Origin of the sequence: Salinibacterium sp. PAMC 21357 (assembly GCF_000247645.1) — a bacterium.
GTDB lineage: Bacteria > Actinomycetota > Actinomycetes > Actinomycetales > Microbacteriaceae > Rhodoglobus.
The window spans coordinates 409,731-431,557 of the sequence record NZ_AHWA01000005.1; the positions used below are offsets into that span (position 1 = coordinate 409,731).

19 protein-coding genes are annotated in these 21,827 nt (G+C 60.8%); 5 read left to right on the plus strand and 14 right to left on the minus strand.

Going from position 1 to position 21,827, the window contains the following annotated elements; all coding sequences use genetic code 11:
• The first annotated feature begins 274 nt into the window (after window positions 1–274).
• On the plus strand, window positions 275–7,735 hold the full coding sequence (locus tag ON14_RS12315; protein WP_010205530.1) for a DUF5979 domain-containing protein: 7,461 nt from the start codon (window positions 275–277) through the stop codon (window positions 7,733–7,735).
• A gap of 123 nt (window positions 7,736–7,858) precedes the next feature.
• Here ON14_RS12315 and ON14_RS12320 read toward each other — a convergent pair whose 3' ends face one another.
• The 5 genes from ON14_RS12320 to ON14_RS12340 all read right to left on the minus strand — a co-directional run bounded on the left by ON14_RS12320 (window position 7,859) and on the right by ON14_RS12340 (window position 11,693).
• Entirely contained in the window at window positions 7,859–8,725 is an 867-nt protein-coding gene (locus tag ON14_RS12320) for a DNA/RNA non-specific endonuclease (RefSeq protein WP_010205531.1), read from the minus strand.
• A gap of 30 nt (window positions 8,726–8,755) precedes the next feature.
• Window positions 8,756–10,420 (minus strand): sodium:solute symporter family protein, encoded by a 1,665-nt coding sequence (locus ON14_RS12325; RefSeq protein ID WP_010205533.1) that lies wholly within the window; start codon window positions 10,418–10,420, stop codon window positions 8,756–8,758.
• On the minus strand, window positions 10,417–10,956 hold the full coding sequence (locus ON14_RS12330) for an OsmC family protein (protein WP_010205534.1): 540 nt from the start codon (window positions 10,954–10,956) through the stop codon (window positions 10,417–10,419). The genes ON14_RS12325 and ON14_RS12330 overlap by 4 nt, the downstream gene beginning before the upstream one ends.
• Window positions 10,957–11,074: 118 nt before the next feature.
• Window positions 11,075–11,449: a hypothetical protein gene (locus ON14_RS12335; RefSeq protein ID WP_010205537.1), complete on the minus strand. Its 375-nt coding sequence runs from the start codon at window positions 11,447–11,449 to the stop codon at window positions 11,075–11,077.
• Between the two features lie 25 nt (window positions 11,450–11,474).
• Window positions 11,475–11,693 carry a hypothetical protein gene (locus ON14_RS12340; RefSeq protein ID WP_010205539.1) on the minus strand — a complete coding sequence of 73 codons (219 nt, stop codon included), beginning with the start codon at window positions 11,691–11,693 and terminating at the stop codon, window positions 11,475–11,477.
• Between the two features lie 489 nt (window positions 11,694–12,182).
• Between ON14_RS12340 and ON14_RS12345 the strand changes: the two genes are divergently transcribed.
• Genes ON14_RS12345 through ON14_RS12355 form a run of 3 tightly spaced genes read left to right on the plus strand, consistent with a single transcriptional unit; the run spans window position 12,183 to window position 14,163 of the window.
• The gene (locus ON14_RS12345; RefSeq protein ID WP_192812274.1) at window positions 12,183–12,629 is read left to right on the plus strand and encodes an FAS1-like dehydratase domain-containing protein; all 447 of its coding nucleotides are present in this window, start codon (window positions 12,183–12,185) and stop codon (window positions 12,627–12,629) included.
• Window positions 12,626–13,033: a MaoC/PaaZ C-terminal domain-containing protein gene (locus ON14_RS12350; protein WP_010205541.1), complete on the plus strand. Its 408-nt coding sequence runs from the start codon at window positions 12,626–12,628 to the stop codon at window positions 13,031–13,033. Before ON14_RS12345 ends, ON14_RS12350 begins: the two co-directional genes overlap by 4 nt.
• Entirely contained in the window at window positions 13,030–14,163 is a 1,134-nt protein-coding gene (locus tag ON14_RS12355) for a UDP-N-acetylmuramate dehydrogenase (RefSeq protein WP_010205542.1), read from the plus strand. The genes ON14_RS12350 and ON14_RS12355 overlap by 4 nt, the downstream gene beginning before the upstream one ends.
• Before the next feature lie 79 nt (window positions 14,164–14,242).
• Here ON14_RS12355 and ON14_RS12360 read toward each other — a convergent pair whose 3' ends face one another.
• The 6 genes from ON14_RS12360 to ON14_RS12380 all read right to left on the minus strand — a co-directional run bounded on the left by ON14_RS12360 (window position 14,243) and on the right by ON14_RS12380 (window position 19,063).
• A complete protein-coding gene (locus ON14_RS12360) occupies window positions 14,243–15,415 on the minus strand; it encodes a DUF418 domain-containing protein (protein ID WP_010205543.1) in 1,173 nt (390 codons plus the stop codon).
• 105 nt (window positions 15,416–15,520) lie between these two features.
• On the minus strand, window positions 15,521–16,141 hold the full coding sequence (locus ON14_RS12365) for a response regulator (protein ID WP_010205544.1): 621 nt from the start codon (window positions 16,139–16,141) through the stop codon (window positions 15,521–15,523).
• Complete coding sequence (locus tag ON14_RS15265; protein ID WP_050993055.1) at window positions 16,138–16,455, minus strand: sensor histidine kinase; 318 nt, start codon at window positions 16,453–16,455, stop codon at window positions 16,138–16,140. Before ON14_RS15265 ends, ON14_RS12365 begins: the two co-directional genes overlap by 4 nt.
• Before the next feature lie 47 nt (window positions 16,456–16,502).
• Window positions 16,503–17,291, minus strand: a complete 789-nt coding sequence (locus ON14_RS15270; protein ID WP_050993056.1) for a histidine kinase — start codon at window positions 17,289–17,291, stop codon at window positions 16,503–16,505.
• A complete protein-coding gene (locus ON14_RS12375) occupies window positions 17,292–18,173 on the minus strand; it encodes an ABC transporter permease (protein WP_010205546.1) in 882 nt (293 codons plus the stop codon).
• Complete coding sequence (locus ON14_RS12380) at window positions 18,170–19,063, minus strand: ABC transporter ATP-binding protein (RefSeq protein WP_010205547.1); 894 nt, start codon at window positions 19,061–19,063, stop codon at window positions 18,170–18,172. The genes ON14_RS12375 and ON14_RS12380 overlap by 4 nt, the downstream gene beginning before the upstream one ends.
• Window positions 19,064–19,221: 158 nt before the next feature.
• Between ON14_RS12380 and ON14_RS12385 the strand changes: the two genes are divergently transcribed.
• Window positions 19,222–19,686: a hypothetical protein gene (locus ON14_RS12385; protein ID WP_010205548.1), complete on the plus strand. Its 465-nt coding sequence runs from the start codon at window positions 19,222–19,224 to the stop codon at window positions 19,684–19,686.
• A gap of 3 nt (window positions 19,687–19,689) precedes the next feature.
• Here ON14_RS12385 and ON14_RS12390 read toward each other — a convergent pair whose 3' ends face one another.
• From ON14_RS12390 to ON14_RS12395, 3 genes are read right to left on the minus strand one after another with little or no spacing between them, the layout of a single operon-like run.
• Window positions 19,690–20,319, minus strand: a complete 630-nt coding sequence (locus ON14_RS12390) for a hypothetical protein (RefSeq protein WP_010205550.1) — start codon at window positions 20,317–20,319, stop codon at window positions 19,690–19,692.
• On the minus strand, window positions 20,319–20,543 hold the full coding sequence (locus ON14_RS15945) for a hypothetical protein (RefSeq protein WP_010205551.1): 225 nt from the start codon (window positions 20,541–20,543) through the stop codon (window positions 20,319–20,321). Before ON14_RS15945 ends, ON14_RS12390 begins: the two co-directional genes overlap by 1 nt.
• A 32-nt stretch (window positions 20,544–20,575) precedes the next feature.
• Window positions 20,576–21,772 carry a pyridoxal phosphate-dependent aminotransferase gene (locus ON14_RS12395; protein ID WP_010205552.1) on the minus strand — a complete coding sequence of 399 codons (1,197 nt, stop codon included), beginning with the start codon at window positions 21,770–21,772 and terminating at the stop codon, window positions 20,576–20,578.
• Between the last annotated feature and the right edge of the window lie 55 nt (window positions 21,773–21,827).

The following is a 21,827-nucleotide window of genomic DNA, read 5'->3' on the forward strand; positions in this document are numbered from 1 at the left end:
TCTAGTGTGGAAGGGGAAAGCGTGAGACTATCGAGTCTTTCCTGTTAAACCCGAATCTGCATAAACCCGAATCTGTATAAACCCGAATCTGCTCGAACGCGAAATTGCTCGAACCCGAATTTCGTGTAAACCGGCTTTGCTTGAACCCGAAAATTCGCGCAAGCCGTACCCGCATGAACCCGAATTTCTCAACCCTTCGTCAGCCTTACCCGACCGACAGCCCCGCAGTGGTGTCAATCGTTGGGTTTTGTTGGCGGTACGTGAGGTACCCCTGATGCTTACCCGCCGCGCCCATTCCCGAGCGCAGAAACCTACCGATAGTCGTTCGCGCCCGCTGAGGGCAGTTATCTCTGCGGCGACGGCACTACTGGTAGTTGCGGCGACGCTCATCCCGGCAACCGCTGCGGCCGCTTTCGAACCAGCCGCTGTTCGCAACGTGAAGTCGGCTAATGCGACTGATGTCGCGCCTGGCGACTCGTTCAACTGGATGATTGAGGTTGGTTGTTCGGTACTGACGGACGAGTGCGTTGATGCCGTTTTGACGGATGAAATCCCCGCAGAGTTCATCGTTCCTGATCCCACAGAGATTCTTCTGACTCCCACGCTCAGCGACTCCGAGCGGACCATCACGGTGACCGGGCAAACCGTCACGGTGGCATTTCACCAAAACCTCACGACTCCGGCCGGCAAAACGGGCCTCACAAACGGGACTGTGACGGTGACTATCCCGGTGACAGTGCGATCCGACCTCGACTACACCCCGACCCCGCGTACCGTGGAAAATACATCGGAAATGGTCGCCGAGAATGCCCCAATGCGGCCAAGCACTGCTTCCGTGAAGCTGACTGTTCCGCTGGAGCTTGCGACTAAGCCCACGAAGTCGTTTTCGCCGGCCACGAACATTGCCGTGGCTGGTCTCGGAACGCAACTGGCCTTGGGCGGAGAAAACACCTCCAATGCTGCTGTTTCGTCGCTGACCATCCAAGACCCGGTGAACCCTGCCGCAACCGGAAACATTTTCCGCACGGCGCTCGAGCTGAAGACTCTTGATTCGGTTACGTGGCCAGCTGGGGCGACGTCGGCCGTCGTCTCGCTGTGGGACAGTTCGCTGTCGACACCAGCATGGGTGGATGCCCCCTCCGTCAATTCTGGCGGCACTCTCGTTTTCCCGGCTAGCGTCGTTCCCGCGAACGCTGGCGGCGTGCGCATCGTCTTTTCGTCGGGAGCGACCGCAGATATTCCGCGCGCGGCCACCGCGAACTTCATCCTGAATTTGGAGAACCGTGCAGGCGTCGTTGCCAAGACGTATCCCAACACTTCTCAATCAGTCGTCGTGCGTGATTCGTTTTCCGCGGACAAAACGGTCACGGCCAACTACGTAGTAACGACTGCTACGAGTGCAGTTTCCGCGGGCAAGTCGATCACTCCTGACCGGATGTCGACGATCGCGTTCGGTGCCAACGATCTCACTAAGGGCACCGTCACCCTCACCGGTGGCAACGCTGGCTCGATTCCCCTGACTTCGCTCACCATTGCTGAGCCGTCTGATCCGACTCTCATCGACGCCACGAACCCGCTCGCTCCGGCGCACACTGGTGGTGGACTGATCTTCAGCGGTTTCACTACCGGAGTTGTGTGGCCCGCAGGAGCAACCGGCGCCAACATTACTTACTACTTCGCCGACGGCACCAACAGCGGGGCGCTGGCCGCAACGGCCCCGGGATTGCCTGCTACGGGGTCTGCGAAACGAGTCACCGGCTTCAGCGTGACATTCACCGGCTCTATGGCCCAGGGCGTCGGCGCAAAACTTCCCTTCGCAATCACTGCAAATACGCTGCAGGTTGCCCCCAATTTGAGCGTGGACTATCTGAACAAGATCAAGGTCACCGCGGTGGACAAATACAACCAAAATGTCGGTCCGAAGTACGCGTCGGATACGGTGACGGTGCTGGCTGAACAGATCAACCTTGAGACGTCGAAGTCGCTCTCGCGCGGTACCTTGCGCGCATCGCCAGGGCAGACGACCACAGCGACACTCACCACTCACGTGCTTGATTACCCCAGCTCCACACGATCACTCGACCGCATTGAAATGACAGATCCGTCAGCGGATACTGGCCTCACTGACTGGTACAAATACTTCAACGCCACAAGGCTTGTCGTTACGCCCGTACCGGGCGACGCGACTCTCACAATCTCTTACCGAGACTCGGCGGGAGCGTACACACCTCTTACCGTGCTCTCCCCAGGAGTTCAGACTTACGACATTCCCTCTGGCATCCGTGGAAGCATTTATGGACTCAAGCTCGATTGGAACAGCACTACGGGGTTCCAGCCAGACCAGACTCTCGTCGCAAACGTTGAATACGCCCTTCGTTCGACGCTCAGAGGCGAAACTACGTCGCTGCCGAACGCTGCCGCAACGCTAGAGAACTGCAGCGCATCCAGCGGATCGAGCAGCGTCGGATCGACGGGCCTTACCTCCAATGACGCCGTCTCCAGCCCCTGTCCTACGGTCAAGCTCGTTCCGTATGAGGGTTCCGGGACGGGCGGGTCAGCGAACCTGCTCGATAAGAACTTCATCAACACGAATAACACCACCAACCAAGACATCATGAACACTCGCAACAGCGAGAGCACACGGGCGCGCCTCTCGTGGTCTACCGATGGCTACTCGGGTGTGAACAAGATGGTGATCTACGACGGAGCTGTAGATTCCGCGGGAAACCCCGACCCCTCCGCCTGGACCAAGGGAATGTACGACGCGTACAACCTTTCTCAAATTCCCAAGCTCAGCTCGATCGACCCGCTCGTCAAGTACGACAAAGTGGCCATTGAGTTTTACAGCAAGTCAGCTCTGAGCAGCGCAACGGCGTGGGTGTCTATCACGGGTTACTGCACGCTCGCAGCACCATGCGACGGCGGAACTGCAGCCGCTCGTACTCTCACAGCCGCGCAGCAAGCTGACTTCGTCGCTGTGCGGTTCACATTCACTGAGGGCACGAACCGTCCAGGTCTCGCTCCGGCCCCCGGCAGCGGCGTGGCAGATTCGATTGGCAACAATCGCAAAATTGACCTCGTATTCCAGATGCGAGACTCGTTGCGCAGCAACGCGGCGACGCCGGTTGTCGACGGTTATCGCTACAACGCTGACGTGACGACCCCGACTCCACCAGCGATAGCGCACAGTGTGATCCGCAACGACGCTCACTCAGAGGCCACGCTGGCCGTAGGCGATCCGCTCTACGACCGGGCAGCTGACACCCTTGAACTCCGCGATCCCGCACTTGCCGTTTCAGCCGCAAAGGTGTGGGCCGGCGGGCCGATCCCCATCCCCACTACTGGTTCCACCGTTGCCGTTCAACCAACAAGTCGGGTGACCCTCACGGCGGTGAACCAGACCACAGCCAAGGTGCAGTCCCTCTCAATCAGTGAGCCAAACATGTCGGCGGCAACGCCCAACGATTCGCCGTTCGAGGACTGGAACCTTCAGCGATTCCAATCGGTTAGTCACCCGGTAGGCGCGACAGGACTCACCGTCACAGTCATCCGATCGACCGGGGGAAATCTCACCGCGAGCGGTACGAACCTGGCTGCAATGACGACCACGATTCTCGGCTGGACTCCCACGCAACTAGCGGATGCGACGGCCTTTACATTCGTCTACACCGGCCAGATCAAAGCAACCGCATCAATCGCCAGCCCCGGAGGAACAGCGGCCATTGCTTTCGACTTGAGCCTACGAACGTCGAAGCGAAGCGGCGGAGCGATTGTCGCCGGTACGGATTACAACTCAACGCAAGCGACTATTGGCGATACCCGATGGAACCCGTCGAGCCCGGCCGCCAACCCGACCTTCGAAACCTCTTCTCTCTCCGCTGTCAAAGGCGCGAACATCGGGCTCATCGCCACCACAATCGACGTGTCAACGACAAAGAAATTCGGTAAGACCTCCGAGGCTGAATCAGACCGCAGCACTTTCCCGCTCACGCTGGAAGCCACACCCAGTGGCAGCGAGAGAGTGCAGTCTCTCACCATCACGGATGACCGCGCGACGTTCTGGAATGCATTTGATTTCACCGGGATGGCGAGCGGAACACCAGTGCTCCCGGCGTTTAGTCCGTCCCCGTCGGGAAGCCATACGGTCATCCAAGTGGAAGCCTGTGTTGGCGGAGCATTTATTGCCGCCGACGTGGTGACCGCTCCGAGCTCCAGTTGCACCGATCGTGGTGGCTCGTGGAGCGGTGCTGGGCAGTGGAAGACCCAGGCTCAAGCGCAAGCGAATTTCTTGCCGACCGGGGTCACTGCGGCCCAGGTGCAAGGTCTCCGTTTCACGGTGAAACGAGCCGATGACTCTCAGTGGGAGAACCCGCAGGCCCCCAAGGTGAGCATCCCGATCCTGGTCCAGCGACGGGTGGATCTGCGCACAGGCGATCCAGTACCGACCGATCTCTCGGTTAACTCGGCGGCGCCGGGCGAAACTGTTCTCGGTACCACCACGAATTCGCTCAGCGCGAGCGTTCTCGGTATTTGGGGCAAGACGGCGACCGCAACAAACTCAGCTACCTACTTGTACAAGCATGCGACCACTGGCGTGCAAGTGAAGAAGAGCCCCACCGGAGTGAAAGCTCCCGGTCGTCTCTTTGACTACACGCTGAAGGTCACAAACACGGGAACATGGCCCATTGTGAACCCGGTCATCACCGACTACCTTCCGAGCGATAGCACCGGTGCGCAGCTCATTTTCGATCCCGACAAGCCCTGGACCTACAAGTACGCGCTCTCCGGTGCGGCACCGGCCACGCCTACCGGCACTGCATTGCCCGTTGGCACTACCGGTCCCATTGTTGATACAACTTCGGATGCGTACGGCCCGACCACAATCGAGTTCACGTTTCCCGCAGGGTCGGTATTGGAAGTCGGCCAGTCCTATGTGATCACTGTCCCGATGATGTTCCGACCGGGGCTCGTCAACGACACTGCCGTGACGAATAAGTTTGGAATCAGTGGCGATCGGGCATTCGATACCTGCACCGCCCCTGCCGGCTTCACAGCGGACTACGTCAAAGCCACCGGCGAGTGCCGAACCGAGACGACGGTGCGCCCATCTGAGCAGGCGGCACTTCGCGCGCTCATGACGGTAAAGGCCGACCTCGACACTGACTTCCCCATCGATCAAGGATTCACCGGTGGAACGAACGCAGAGTGCACCGCAGCTCAGAGCAGTGCTGGATTCTCAAGCCTTCCCTGCGTTCCCCTTACGCTTCCGGGCCAGAAGGAAACCTGGCGGCTCACCGCTCAAAACACGGGTACGACCAACATGCCGCGGCTGGTGCTCTCCACCAGGCTCCCTGCTGTGAGCGACAAGACGATTCTCGACGGCTTTGTGCGAGACTCGCGCTGGGCTGCAGGGTTTGCTGACGAAATATCGGCAGATCTTGGCATCCCGGGCGCCACGATGACGACCTACTACACGACCGCGGCATCTCCCTGTAAGGCCGTTCTCCAGACCCCGTCGAATCTCAACGCGTGCGGGGAAGACCCGGCAACAGGGTGGGCAGAGTGGACTGCTGGGGCGCTTTCTGACCCGACCGTTGTCACTGGCCTCCAGTTTGTGATCGACTTCCCGAACGGCAGCTTGTTCGCGCCGGCAGACATCGTCACCATCGATGTTGTGACGCGAACTGCTGCACTGTCGGCGACTCCGGGTGCAGATACGACGGCAAAGAACTCGCTGTCGGCATCCGCCATCACGAGGACTGGGGCGACTAACACTCCTGTAACGGCCCTCGACTACTCTGTCGTTGCCGTTGCCTTGGCGACGGGCAGCCTTCGCCTCGAAAAGGAAATCACTGGCCCAGCAGCCTCGTTCATTCCGAACGGTCAGACCTTCACGGGCAAACTCGTGTGTACCTCGTTGGGTGAGACCATCGAGCGCAACTACACCATGACGTTTGACAGCAGCACGGCGCCGGCGACGGTTCCTGCCGTAACGTTCGACGACCTGCCGGGTGGAGCTTCGTGCACGGCTACGGAAACCACGGCAAGCGGCCAGTCAAGTTACAGCGCGACTACGGTGACTATCGATCCGAGGATTACTGACCCGACTCTCTTGCCGACGGTGACGTTGACCAACGACTACCAGCTGACAGGTCTCGCAGTGTCGAAGACTGTGACTACAACTGCTCCCGTAATTCCGACACAGTTCGAGTTCACCGTGAGCTGCACCTTCCTCGGGGTCGCTGTGCCGCTCGCGGCGGCCGATGCGACCTTCACCTTGGATGCCACGGAGACTCGCACCATCACCGGTGTTCCAGTTAATTCCAACTGTGTAGTCACCGAGACGGACGCGAAGAGTGCGGACACCACGATCATGACGGCGAGTACTGACTCGACGCATATTGGGTCAAGTGTTGCAGTCGATAGTGCTGCTCGCACCGCGACCTTCACCAGATTGAGCCCGAACACTGCAGCCGGAGTTGTGACAAATACGGCGAAGGCCAATAACAGGTTTGACGCACCGGCAGCCCTCGTCGTAACGAAGAAGCTCTTCGGCGATGGTGCAACCCAGTTCGGTGAAGACAAGACCTTCAGCGTGGCTGTGTTGTGTACCTTCGGGGCGACAACCCAGTATGACGATTCGGTTCTGTTGAATGCAGGAAACGCGTGGCAGGTGGTGCTCGAAAACATTATTGCCGACTCGGATTGCACGTTCACGGAACCCAGTCTCCAAGGGGCGGATGCCGTAGTCATCACGCCGAACGACGGAATCGATGCGACCGTGGGTACACTCACTGTTCCCGCACCAACAGTCGCCGTTCCGTCACCGATCGTCAACATTGACGTCACCAACTGGTACTTGACGGGTTCAGTGGAGGTCACCAAGACCTTCGCTGGTGATACCGGTGCGATTGATAAATTTGCGCGCAACCCTGTTCCGGAGATCGAGTTCGAGTTCAGCCTGAGCTGTCAGCGCGATGGCGAAGATGTTGTAGTCCCGGGTGGGGCAACTCGCACGGTGACAGCAGCATCCCCGGTAGCTGACTACACCGGCGTAGCTTCTGGAGCCGAATGTGCACTCACAGAAACTCGCACCGGTGGCGCCAGCATCACCCGCGTTCTGGATGACAACGACGAAGAACTCGTTGACGGCATGTTCACGATCACGGTCGACAACACGATTCTGTCGGTCGATGACCAAGCTCAGCAAGACCTGTCCGTCGAGAACACGTTCCGATTTGCCGAGCTGGCGGCGACGAAAAAGGTTACTAACGCAGACGATGCCACATCACGTGCTGCTGGTCCGTTCGAATTGACGCTGACCTGCACGCTCGATGGACGAAGCATCAACGCGGAGGAATCGGCGGCACGATCGATCTCGAATGGTGAGGTCGTGACCTGGACAGAGCTCGCTGAGGGTGCTGACTGCACGATCGTGGAGACGGTCACCGGTGGTGCCGCGCAGACGTCGACAGTAGCAACCGCGGCAGACGGCAGCGCTGGACCCTCACTCGTAGGTACGTCAGTAGAACTCCTTCCGCTGCGGTGGACCGGAGCCGATGCGCCGAACGCGATCACCTTTACGAACTCGTTCCAACTCGCGTACACCGGGTCGAACGTCAACGCGACATCACTGCTGCTGCTTCCGATCGGACTATTGCTGGTTGGTGGGCTGTTCCTTGGTTTGGTAGCAGCCAAGCGTCGTCGAAGCCGCGAGACAGTGTCAAGCGAATAATGCGGAAATTCCTCGGATCATCGTGAGCGGTTCTTGCGCGCATGATCCGAGGACTCGGCGTTCGGCCCCGCGCGGTCAGCGCCCACAGGAGTGGCGTTGCTGGTATAGCGGCGCACCGATGGACTAAAGGCGAACTGCGACGGTAGTGAGCAGTTCGACCCATCGTGCGCGCGGCCCTGAGCCCTGCGCGGCTGCGTCGGCACCAGCGAGAGCATCCGCATTAGAGAGCACACAGAGATCGAGCTCTGTGAGCTGAGCAATATCAGCGATGGGCACTTGGAAGGTGCGGAATGGCCCCAGCGGCGGGGGAGTGCCAGTGGCTATGGCGCGGGCGCGAGCCTCTTCAAGATCAACATCGTCGAGCTGTGGGCGCTGGTCAAGAACGAACCCGGCGGCACGGAGTTCGACAGCACCATTCGCATTGGTCGCCCACGCTGCGATCTTCCAAAACAGTTGCGGGATGCCCACGCCCCGGTACACCGGATCCTCGTCACCGAGCACCGGCGCCGTAAACACGCTGATGCGGTTTCGGTTCGTGCGCGCGTACTCCAACACGTGATCTTCGAGACCGAGCCACAACTCTTTCGACTGGTTGAAGCCCGCAGCTTGGGGTGCGGCGTTCGTGAACGCGAACGTGTCGTAGTTGGCTTGGCTGGCGGTCGCCCCGTCTCCCCAGACAGGGTCTCGCCGCCGAACGAGATGCCCGCGGTCGAGATCATTGCGGGCGTACACCGCCTCGCCGGTCTGTTCCTGCTCCGGGATGCGCGAATCCAGATGCCAGTCATTGCCGCGACCCACATCTACGAGCTGATCGCCATCAATATTCACGCCGGTCGTGCTGGCGAGACCCCGCAGCGGATCCAGATTTACCGTGAAATGCGTGTACGGTAACTCGCGGATCGGGGTTCCTGACGCTGGGGAGGGGCACGGCACGGGAACGCCCAAAAAGTCAGCGTCGTACCCCTCAGCGCTGAGCGATGCGGCATCCATAAAAGTAGTTAAACACTCGCTCCTGACAATTTAGATGACGGGCACAGCGGCGGCAGCAGCGGACTCATCAGCCGAATCGTCCTCGAGCGCCGTATCCTCGATGGCGCGCGCCGGTTCGGTCAACAGGAATGCTGTCGTTGCCCCGATCGCGACGAGGATAAAGATCGCGAGTCCGAGCAATCCCGAACTGTTGAGCCAACCACTGGTCAAGGCGAAGACGGCAATCACAGCGAGCCACGCGGTTGCGACGACCGTTCCTCGTGACCGGCGGCGAGCATCCGCTGCTAGACGCCAGCGTGCGGTTGCGAGAGTGACCGAAATCAGCACAACGACATTGACAGACATGCCAACCCACACGGGGTGGATTCCGAGGTGGAAGCTTGAGGGTGACCATGCTCCGAGCTGGTACCAGGTCAGTCCAGCGAGGAAGCCGGTGATGAGGGATGCGTAGGCGGCGCGACGAGTGGCAAGCGGCCAGAAGAACACCGCAAGCACCGGTGCGAGCGTTGCGCCATTGCGCAGCGTCCACGCCAAGATGTTCCACCACGCGGCCTGTTCGGTGCGCAAGAACGCAAAGAGGATCATCAGGCCAGTGAGGAGCACGAGCGACCACCGGGTGTACCGAACCAACTGCTCCTCGGTTGCGCCGGGGCGAAGCGCGCCACCAACATCGCGACCAAGGCTCGTCGCGCCCGAAAACTGGCACGGTCCAGCCCAGCCGAGGGCACACGCCCAGACACCAAGGAAGAACACACCAACTAGGGGTGCAGGAAGCACCTGAGAAATATAGGTGGGTACTGCAACGAGTCCCAGAGCTTGATTGGGAACAACGATCGCTGCGGCAGTGCCGAGGATTGTGCCACCCACAATGAGCGGAAGCCCGAATCCGGCGGCGAGGAAGAGCCCCTTCTGGCCGTCCTCAGGGGTGCGGCACGACAGACTCATCTGGAACGCGGCCTGCGCGAGCAATACATTGACGATGAACGTTCCAAACCACGCAACGATCAGAGTCACGCCCGAGTTCGACAGATCAAGCATCTTCGGGTCGGTGGTCGCCAACTCGGCTAGACCGGCGAAACCTGGCCTGATCAGGAACGCGGTGAGTCCCACGGCGAGCATCGCGATGAAGGCGAAGCAGTTCATTGTCTGGCTGAATGCAATCGCACGCATTCCCCCAAACCAGAGGAACACCAGCAGCAGAACCGCAGTCACAATGATCGATGCATAAATCGAGAGATCGGTAAACGCGGCGAGTGCCGAGGCGAAGGCGATGGCCGTTGCAACGGACCACATCGGAAACGTGAAAGCAGTGATGAGTCCAGAGATGATTTGGGCTACTCGACCGAAGCGTTCGCCGATCATCCCGGTGACCGTCACGACAAGTTTTTCTCGAAGCGGCTTCACGAGCAGCAGAGCAATAAGCAGCACCTGCACCGTTTCGGCAGCCCCGTACCAAATCGCCGAAATTCCTGTGTGATAGCTCAGCTCAAGGATCGCAATGTACGACGACCCCGAGAACAAGCCCGTGATGCACACCGCCACAGTCAGTGGACTGAACGTGCGGCCACCAACGAAGAAACCCCCAGCAGTCGTTGGCTTGCGTGCAGCGCGGCGTTGGATGACGGTTCCGCCCGCTACGAGCAAGGCGGTGTAGGCGATCGCAAGCCCGATTGTCCAGAGCCCTGCGTCGGTCATGAGCGGTACCGATCGTCAGAGTGCGGAGCAAACGTTTGCGGGGAGAACTGCCATTGAAGGTCGAGCGCCACGTTGGCATCCCGCAGCAGGTTCGTGGCAGGGCAGCGCTTGTCGACCAAGCGGCGAAGCTCCGCCAGTTCGGGCTCCGAGGCGGTCGTCACGATCTGCACCAGAAGGGCGTAGTCCGAAAAATGTGGAGAGACATCCGCCGTTCCAGCGAACCCCCGAACGTCCATGTGCGCACGGCTCAGAGTCTCGACGTCTTCGAGAGCAATGTCGAGTTCTTTCGCCACTGACTCGATGGTCACGGTGATGCACGCATTGACCGCACCGGCGACGAACTCCATGGGGGTGGGCGCCGTGTTCTCTCCGCCCTTAGCGAGAGGTTGGTCGGTGACGAATTCGAACTCGCGGATGCGGACCCGAGTGCGCAGGTGACGCAGCCACGATCCGGTGGCGCGCACCGATTTCACCCAAGGGTCGTGAGCCGGGGTGCGAGGTGCAGCAGCAGCCTCAGCCTCTGTAAGTGAACTCATTCCGCGCCATCCAATCTGGCCGCAGTGAAGAAGCAGCCCTATCGAATTCAAGGCCCTTTTCGACTGTGGCCATAATGACGTCGTAACGTAACTTCACATTGGCTCGGCCCTCATCCGGTCATTGCGCAACTAGCCCCGAGAATGGTGTGGTCGAATCAGCTAACCGTTGAGAGGCAACGCTTGCGAAGTGCGTTTTCTCAGGTTGCGCGGCCACGTGCTCAGGGAAATCTTCCTCTCCGATGCCGCCCGGAGCGTAGAAGCCTTCGATAAAATTGCGAGCCTCAGCCATCAGCTGATCTCGTGTCATCCGAGGGTGAAGGCCATTGCCCGGCGATGCAGCATCAGCAGCAAATACTCCAACGCTGAAGCCGTAAGTTCCCTCGGCTGGGCCGTTCAGCCACGCAAAGTTGTAGCTACTCGCCCGGTCGGGATGCGACTCTTCGCGAACACGGAATTGCTCGCCAAACACCGAAAATTCGAAGTCATCCAGCAACTAGCTACCGCCCTGTTCCCTTGATCTAGTCGACGATCTCCGTCTGAGTTTCGATGAAGGCGCGCTCGTCGTCGGTGAGGTGCTGGGGCGCAGTCGGGACGGCGCTCCCCGAAAGGGTCTCGATTTCTTTGAGCACTGACGCGCTGAGCTCGCCATGGAGATCCTTCTGAAGCTCGTGCTTCGCAGAAATGCTCAGCTCGGGCCACCAGCGCTCAATGGGGGGAAGGTTGGTGTGTGAATCCATGGGGTTCCTCTCCGCGGTCGGTTGACCTATTCTGCACCAGGTAGATGATGGTTTCATCGTCAACGCGCTGTTTCCTCAGACCGATTCATCTAGGGAATGTCAGTGGCTCAGAGTATGTTTTAAAGAAAGTTGGCCGACACGCCGAGACACTACATCTGGGGTAATGACATGGGTGTCATTACCCATATATAGTGAAATCTCCGACAAACCGTCGGCAAACTTCGAGAAGACTTTAAGGAGGATCGAATGGATAACGACAACGACAACGTCGGCGGATACGCAATTCCCGTCGACCCAATGGATCTTCTGCAGTGCGATAGCTGCCAGTAGAAACTTACTGAGCTAACGCCTCACAAGATTACTGAAGCCCCGGCAGACCTCACGGTCACCGGGGCTTCACCCATTAACGGGCGAGACCACAGTGGCTGCCGCTCACAGCCACAGAACCCACACACCCGCGCACCCAGAACATTGCCTAAGCTGGACACCGTGCCAGTGAATAAAGAACTAGAAGGTCGGGTCTTCCCGCCCACCAGTCCCTACCTCGTTGGGCGAGAAAAAGTGCGCGAATTCTCCCGCGCCGTCTTCGCCCAGAGCCCCCTTAACCACGACCCCGAAGCCGCACGCGCAGCCGGCTACGCCGACGTCGTCGCACCGCCCACCTTCGCTGTCGTCATCCAAGAAGCAGGCCTCGCCCTCCTCCTGGCTGCCCCAGACACCGGCATCGACTTCTCCCGCATCGTGCACGGCGAGCAAAAGTTCACCTACACCCGGCAGATCGTCGCCGGCGACGAACTCACCGCCATCCTCACAGTCACGAGCATCAAGTCGCTCGGCGGCAACGACATGATCACCGCCGAAACCGCCATCAGCGATGCCACCGGCGAGCACGTCGTCACCGCAACCTCCGTACTCGTCATGAGAGGCACAGAATGAGCGACCTCGTCGTCGGCCAGGAACTCATCACCGGCAAAGTCACCCTCACCCGCTTCTCCCTCGTGCGTTACGCCGGAGCGTCCGGAGACTTCAACCCCATTCACTACCGGGATGATGTTGCCGCCTCCGTCGGGCTCCCCGGCGTTCTCGCCCACGGCATGCTCACCATGGGCCTAGCCGTGCAACCCGTCATCGACTGGATGGGCGACCGCGGCGAACTCGTCGAATACGGTGTGCGCTTCACCCGCCCCGTCGTCGTCGACGGCAACGGCGGAGTCACCGTTACTGTCACCGCCAAAGTTGGCGCCATCGAAGACGACATCACCCGCATCGACCTCACCGTCAGCGCCAACAACCAAACGGTGCTCGGTAAATCACAAGTGAGGGTCAAGCTCCATCCATGATTGACACCGCCCCCAGCGAAGGCACAGCGCCGCAACACAACGCAATGCTCGCCAATCTCACCACCATCAAGGTAGGAGGGCCAGCACACACGCTGCTTCGTCCCGCCACTGAGAAAGAACTTCTCGCGACCATGCGAGACGTGTGGCAGCGAGGTGACGAATGGCTGCTCATTGGGGGCGGCTCCAACATGGTTATTAGCGACGAAGGATTCGATGGCACCGTCATCCACATCGCTACCCGTGGCATTCAACTCGTCGCGCAGACCGAGACCTCGCTCACCCTTCGAGTGCAAGCCGGAGAATCGTGGGATGCGCTGGTGGCGCGCCTCGTTTCACGCGGGTGGGCAGGGCTCGAAGCGCTCAGCGGCATCCCCGGATCGGTGGGCGCAGCCCCCATCCAGAACATCGGCGCCTACGGTCAAGAGGTCGCCAGCGCGCTCGACGGCATCGACTTTCTCGACTACGACAACAGTGAATTCGTTCACCTCACGACCGCCGAACTCGAACTTGGTTATCGCAACTCTGTGATCAAAGAGGGTCGCACGGGTGTTGTTCTCGCCGCGTATTTCACCCTGACGGCCTCGCCCGAGAGCACCGTGCAGTACCAACAGCTCGCGACCGCACTCGGCGTGAGCATCGGCGACCGCGTGCCTGTGCAGCAGGTGCGTGACACCGTGCTCGCACTTCGAGCATCCAAAGCAATGGTGCTCGACCCCAACGAACCTGACTCGACCAGTTGCGGCTCGTTCTTCACCAACCCGATCGTTCCCGAACACATTGCCCGTGCTCTTCCCGCGGATGCCCCACGCTGGGTAATCGATGATGAGCCTGTTGTCGACGTTGCGGTTCCGCTCGGCGAAGAGCCCGCTCCGCCGCCCGTGCCCAAACCGCGCCTCGTTAAACTCAGTGCTGCGTGGCTCATCGAGAATTCTGGCGTCAAGAAGGGCTTTCGGCTGCCCGGCTCCCGCGCGGCCGTCTCCACTAAGCACAGCCTGGCGATCGTCAACCGCACCGGGGCCGACGCCGCGGAGGTCGCGGAGCTCGCCCGCTATATCGGGGCGCGTGTGCTCAGCCGGTACGGCATCCACTTGCAGCCCGAGCCTGTCGCTGTCGGAGTCGAGCTGGTCTAGCTGCTCTAACCGGCGAACTTTCCCGCTGGCCGCCAACGCGCGCTGGCCAAGTTGCTGCGTGTCAGCTGCCTGAAAGACGCTACTGCGCTCTATTGCGGGCTGCGTGATCGAGCGCCCTAGTGATTTGGCTAAAGCTCCACAACCATGTGAGCTCAACCGGGCCGCGGTCGAAGCGCTTCAGCCAGAGAGACGAAGCGGCGCTAACGAGCACAACAACAATCAGATAGACGAGGATCGTCGCCGGAACGCGCGCTACCGGATCGAGCTGGGATGCCAGCCCGAACCCCCACCCGTAGCAGATGACGGACGCGATAATGTTCTGCAGCACGTACGAACTGAGGGCTGTTCGACCCACATCGCGAACGCGTCTGCCCACAAAGCCGCGACGTGGTCGAGCAGCAACGAACTCGACAACAAGCGCGAGCAACCCCATCGCCACTAGTGGCGCAGTACCGTAGCGCGTGAAGATCAGGCCGGCAACATCTCCGGCGAGCCCGATGGTCAAGTCGAGAACGAAGGCGAATGCTCCGATGACCATCAGTGCGCGTCTGAGCGAGCGGCCTGCGGGCTCAAGAACACCTCGGCGCACTAAGAAGGCGCCGAACAGAAACATAGCGATGGACAGTGCGGTGATGAACACAGGCTCCAGCCGAAAAATCACCACGTTGTCGAGCCGAAAGATGACCAAATCGAACCAAGTGCCGTCGGCGTAAGGGTTCGGCTCGAGAGGCTGCCGATTCGGGCTAATCGACGACATCGCAACCACCGCCGTCAGGCCGGTGAGAAGCAAGAGATGAAGGCTGGCGGCGACGATCATCCAGATTCGCTGAGCGCGCTCAGTGGTAACCAATAGGTAGGCAACCACCATGCCGGTGACCGCGTATCCCATGAGCACATCGAACTCCACGACGAGAACAAAATGAAGAATGCCGTCGACCAGAAGTATCGCTGCACGCCAGGGATACCGACCGGGCCAAGCGCGGCCTGCTTTGATCGCCGATCGTCGCTGCAGTTCGAGGCCTACTCCAAACAAGAGCGTAAGCAGTCCGAGAAACTTGCCCTGGGCAAGTTGTTGCAGCACTGACTCGACCGCAGCCCACGCTGCCGGCGTTACGGCAACGGTCGAGTCCTCCAAGTACCCGATGAACCCTTCGGGGTTGGTAAAGATCCAGATATTTGTTGCGAGTGTTCCCAAGATCGCGATTCCGCGGAGCAAATCGAGCGATTCATATCGCGCGGCAGTGGCTGACATGCTGGATAACCTACCCACTGCAAGGGGCGCGGATGCGGTGCCACTCGCTAAAGGCTGAGAAATTGTCGGCATGGCGTGGTTGCGGCAATCCCGGCGGATGAACTCTCAGGGCAGCAGCCCCAGCTCCATCGCCTTCGTCACCGCCCGCGTGCGGTCTTTCACGTCGAGCTTTTCGAACACGTGGATGAGATGAGTTTTCACCGTTGCTTCGCTCACAAATAGGGCGGCAGCAATCTTTCGGTTGCTGTTGCCGGCGGCCACGAGGGCCAACACCTGGGTTTCGCGCTCGCTGAGCGAGACCTTCGCGGGCTCGCGCATGCGGTTCACGAGTAGCGCCGCAATCGACGGTGCCAGCGCAACATCGCCGCGGGCGACCGAACGCAGCCCCGCCAAAATCTCTTCTTGCGGTGCAGCCTTCAGCAGATAGCCGCTCGCGCCCGCTTCAATCGCGGTCAGGATGTTTTCGTCGGATTCGTAGGTGGTCAAGATGACGACGCGGGCGTCAGGCCGCGCGGCCATGATTTGCGCGGTCGCTTCTGCCCCTCCGAGTCCGGGCATGCGCAGATCCATGAGCACTACGTCGGGGGAGAGCTGTGTGGCCAGGGCAACTGCCTCGGCGCCGTCGCCGGCTTCGCCGACCACGTCGATGTCATCCGCTGCCCCGAGGAGGCCCACGATTCCGCTGCGCACAATGGGGTGATCGTCAGCTACTACTACGCGGATCATGCGGGCACTTCTCTCGGAATGGTGGCGCGCACCGTGGTGCCAGCGCCAGAACTGTCGATGTCGAGGCGGCCGCTGACGAGCGCCAAACGTTCCCCCATGCCTTCGAGCCCGAAGCCGGTGCGTGCAGAAGAGGGGTCGAATCCGGAGCCGTTATCGGTCACCGACAGAGTCAATTCACCGCTGTTTGTCGCGACCGCGATGATTGCTGTGGTGGCATCGGCGTGCTTGCGCACATTGGCCAGTGCTTCTTGGGCGCAACGCAAGACGACCACCTCCATTTCCCGTTCGAGTGCGGGCAGCGGGCCCGCATCCACCGAGACTGTCAGCTGAGTTTCGCGGCTGTAGCGTTCTGCCAGCCGTTCTAGAGCGCTAGTGATTCCTTCGCCGGTGAGACAACCGGGGCGGATGCCGCCACCAGCGCCCGCGTTTCCGCGAGTGCGGCGCGGGCACTGCCTTCGATCAGCTCAAGCTGTTTGGCTGCGGCGGCAGTGTTGTTGTTGTCCAGTTCGCGCTGAGCTCTTTGGGCTACGAGCACGAGCCCGGTGAGGTCTTGCGCGATGGTGTCGTGGATCTCGCGGGCGAGCCGCTCTCGTTCGCTGGAGACTCCGGCATCCCGACTGATGGCAGCGAGTTCGTCGCGGGTGGATTGCAGTTCGAGAACCAGGTCTTGGCGTTGATCGCTGAGCTTCGAGATCTGGGTGATCCAGAGGCCCAGCGCAAGGCTGAAGATAAGGGAGAGCGCGGTGACGGTGCCGCTGTAAAGAAGAGCGCTCGCGCTGAGCCCCATGCTGATGACTGAGCCGACTCCCACGGAGAGGGCGAGTACAACGTTGCTGATGATGGCGTTTCTGGTGCGTTCGGAGACCACCCACACGAGCGGGTAGGCGAGTGCCTGCAGCGTCGCCATGATCGGCATGAACGAAACGCCGGTGCCGACGGCGATGACCAGTACGGTCACGAAGACGAAGGCTGCAGTTCGGCTGGTGTGTGATCGGATGCCGACCGTGAACCACGCGAGGCCGAACGTTGCGAGTGCTACCCCGGCTCCGATCCGATCGTCGAGGCCGTAGCCGCTCGAGCCGACAATGAGCGCTGCCATGATCGTCGTGGTGACGATCACGGCAGCGCTCATCCAGCGAACGAATCCCATTTAGCTATCCTTGCGGATCCAGCGGAAGGTGATGCGCGTCATGATGAGGCCAACCACTAACCAGAGGCCGGTCGCGATAGCAACGCCGGGCAGGTTCCAGCTTTCGGCCTGTTCCATGACTTCGAAACTCGCGGGCAGGAACACTTCGCGCATTCCCTGCGCCATCCATTTGAGCGGGAAGATGCTGGCGAAATTTTGCAGCCACTCGGGCAGCATCGAGAAGCCGAGGTACACCCCGGAGATGAACTGCAGCACGAGGGCTACAGGAATGACGACGGCGGTGGCGCTTTTTCCACTGCGGGGCAGCGCGCTCAGAGCGATTCCGAGAACGGCGGATGTCGTGACTCCGAGCACGAACACCCACGCGAAGGTCACCCATTTGCTGGGCTCGCTCGGCAACTCAACATCGAAGGCGACGCTCGCGATCACAATCACCAGGGTGGCCTGCAGCACACCGGTGACGAATACTTGCCCGATCTTTCCGATGAAGTAGCTCATCACCGGCAAGGGTGTTCCGGCGAGGCGTTTAAGGGTTCCGTCGCTGCGTTCCATCGCGATGTCGATGGCCATATTTTGCAGGCCGCTGAGCAGCAGGCCGGCGGCGATCATCCCGGGCAGGTAGAAGGCCGCAGCGGTGAGCGGCTCGTCCTCGGTGCCGAAATTTTGTTCGCTGAATGCCACCGCGAAGATAGTAAGCATCACGACGGGGAACAGGAAGGTGAAGAAAACCGAGTCGCCTTGGCGAAAATAACCGCGCACTTCGAGGAGGATGCGGCTGAAGCCCAACTTCAGGCTGCGACCGATGCCGAGGCCGAAGCTGGGTGCACCGCCCGGGTGGGGTGCGATCGCTTGCGAGTTGCTAGTGCTGGTGGTGGTACTCATCGTGCGTTCTCCACTTCGCGGGCGTGCGCGTGGTCAGAGACCAGTTGCAGATAAATGTCTTCGAGGCTGGGGCGCACAATTTCGAGCCCAGCTGGTTCAGCGCCGGCCGCCATCAGTGATGCGACGACAGCTCCGGGGGAGTGCGTGCGTTCTTCGTGCACGGCGCCGCGCCCGGTCGCGGTGTCAGAATCGCGCCAACGCACGATGGGCGTGCGAGCTTCTTGCCCACCAATCTCATCAATCGCACCGATGTCGATCATCTTTCCGCCCGCAATCACTCCGGCCCGGTCGCCCAATTGCGCTGCCTCGTCGAGGTAGTGGGTAGTGAGGAGGATGGTCGTGCCGTCCGCCTTGAGCGAGCGAATCAGCTGCCAAAACTGTTGACGAGCCTCAGGGTCAAAGCCCGTGGTTGGTTCGTCGAGAAAGAGAAGCTCGGGGTTGCCGATGATGCCGAGCGCGACATCCACTCGCCGACGTTGTCCACCAGATAGTTTGCGGATGAGGGTGCCCGCTTTTTCTTCGAGCCCCACCGAGGCGATGACCTCATCAACCTTGCGCGGGTTGGGGTAGTACCCAGCAAAGTGAGTGAGCTGCTCGCGCACGGTCACGTTGCCGCTTTCGCCGCTTGACTGCAGCACGATGCCGAGGCGGGCCTTCCAGTCGAGCCTGCCTTTGCCCGGATCGACGCCGAGCACCTTCACGGAGCCGCCGGTGCGATCACGGTAGCCCTCCAAGATCTCAATGGTTGTCGACTTGCCGGCGCCGTTGGGGCCCAGCAGGGCGAAGGTTTCGCCGCGCTGAATCTCAAAACTGACAGAGTCAACAGCGGCAAAGGAGCCGTAAGTTTTGCGCAGATCTTCGACCTGCACAACGGGAGCGGTGGTGTTCATGCTTCTATCGTCGCTTGTCTGGGCACGCTGCGACAGGTGCAGACGGTTAGAGGGCTGTCAACCGATCGGTTGATGGACGGTATCGTCCCGCATGCGGCCGCCACGATACCGCCGCGCAGGGTGATCGAGTCTTCAGCCAACCCCGGTAGCGTCGGCGTATGACGTCGCCAGTAAAATCTCGCACCTTTTCTGTTGCAGCGCTCGCGCTCGCCGTGACTTTCGCTGTGACCGGATGCTCGGCCGCCAGCACCTCGAGCGGCACGTCTGAACTCAGCTCGTCGCCGCCAGCCAGCTCAAGTTCTGACGCGGCCACGTTTTTCCCGGATGTCGAGGAGGTGCAGGTCACCGAATCTGGCACCAACACTTTCGACTTCGCGGTGACGATCAGTTCTGCTTATGACACCCCACAGCAATATGCCGATGGCTGGCGCGTGCTGTCGCCCGATGGCGCCGTCTTGGGCGAGCACACGCTCACGCACGATCACGCCAGCGAGCAGCCGTTTACGCGCACTCAGTCGGGCGTAGAAATTCCTGACGGCATCACCGAGGTCACGGTCGAGGGTCGCGACCAGGCCAATGGTTATGGCGGAACCACCGTCACGGTCGAGTTGCCGGGTCGTTAGGCTCTAGTCGCTGTCGCTGTCGCTGTCGCTGTCGCTGTCGCTGTCGCTGTCGCTGTCGCTGTCGCTGTCGTCAGGGTCGTCTGTCGCGGTCGGAGGCTCTCCCTCGACCGTGGGCTGAGCACTCGGATCGACGCTAGATTCCGCACCCGAACCCGCTCCCGCGCCCGCCGCAGCATCGGCCAACATCAGCCGCAGTTCTGCGTCGAACAGGGCAGCCTCGTAACCGTCGTCAGGGGATTCCCGCAACAGCAACGTGGTCATGGCGTGAAGTCGTGCATCCGCGCGCCCACTCTCGGCGATCCCGTCGAGCAGCTCGGCGGCGTGCTCGCCGAGCGCCACGAGCGACCGGCTGAGGCTCATCTTGGCATCGCGATCGCCGCTGCCGAGATGAGCGACCAATTGCGTCGCTAGCTCGTGTTCGAGTCCCTCTGGCACGAGCACGGTTGCGACTCGCCACGCGGTGCGCGCAACGGTCTCGTCGGAGTCGTTCAGCACCGCGGGAGTGATCGCTTCCCAGCCGGCAGGGTCGCCGATCTTCGATAGCGTGTGCAGCGCTTGACTCCGTGCCTGAGCAGTCCCCGATCGAGTTTCCGCAATCAGCAGGGGCACGGTCACGGCCGATGGATGCCGCATCAGCGCCCACGTGAGTGTCTCGCGAACGTTGAGATCGGGTTCGATGGTGCAGCGTCGAGCAAGACGCCCACGTATTCGGGGCGCGGATGCGTTCCGGCAGCCATCGCGGCGTGCAGTCGCTCGGACGGCAGCGCGGTTGCGAGCGCAACGCCTAGCCTTCCGGCGGCTGCCTCAGCGGCAGCATCATCATCAGCATCGTCATTATTCGGTGGCGTGGTATTCATCAAATTTCTCCACCGCCACGGAGGCGGCGCTGTTAGCTAAAAAGTTTCTGAAGGCGTTGAACGCCTTCGAGGAGCGCGTCGTCGCCGAGGGCGTAGGAGAGGCGGAGGTAACCGCTTGGCCCGAATGCTTCTCCGGGGATAACCGCAACTTCGGCCTTCTCGAGAATGAGGTCCGCCAGTTCGAGGCTCGTGGTTGGGGTGACGCCAGCCCATTCGCGGTTCAGTAGGCCGGAGACATCCGGGTACACATAGAACGCACCCTGCGGTGTCGGACAGTGCAAGCCCTCGATCTTGTTGAGCTCTGAGACCATGAGCTTGCGGCGGCGGTCGAAGGCGAGTCGCATTTCTTCCACAGCATCTTGCGGGCCAGTGAGGGCTTCGATGGCGGCGCGCTGCGAGATGTTGGAGACGTTGCTCGTGAGGTGCGACTGCAGGTTCGCAGCCCCCTTCATAGCGTCGACGGGGCCGACCATCCAGCCGAGACGCCAGCCGGTCATGGAGTAGCTCTTGGCCACACCGTTCACGAGGATGGTGGTGTCGGCGAGCGCAGGAACAACCTCAACGATCGAAACGGCACGAATTCCGTCGTAAACGAGGTTTTGGTAGATGTCGTCGCTAATCACCCAGATGCCGTGCTCGAGTGCCCATTCGCCGATGGCTTTGGTCTGCTCGGGGGTGTACACGGCACCGGTGGGGTTGGATGGCGAAACGAAGAGCAACACCTTGGTTTTGTCGGTGCGGGCAGCTTCGAGCTGTTCGACGGTGACGAGGTAACCCTGATCAGCACCCGCAAAGACCTCAACCATGGTGCCGCCGGCGAGCTTGATCGCTTCAGGGTAAGTGGTCCAGTACGGGGTAGGAACGATTACTTCATCGCCCTGATCAACGAGCGTGGCAAACGCTTGATACACAGCCTGCTTGCCACCGTTGGTCACAACAACCTGGTTGATGCCGACCTCGAGGCCGCTATCGCGCAACGTCTTTGCGGCGATGGCTTCTCGCAGTTCGGGCAAGCCGGCTGCTGGCGTGTAGCGGTGGTTCTTGGGGTCGAGCACTGCCTTGGATGCCGCATCCACGATGTTCGCGGGCGTCGCGAAGTCTGGCTCGCCAGCCGCATAGCTGATGATGGGCCGCCCGGCCGCGAGAAGCGACTTAGCTTTTGCGTCCACCTTGAGGGTGGCCGATTCGGCGATGGCGGAAATTCTGGCAGACAGGCGAGGTGAAGTCACCCGTCAAGTCTAGGGCTTCGCGAGGTCAAGTGCTCAGAGATTTCAGCCGCCGCAC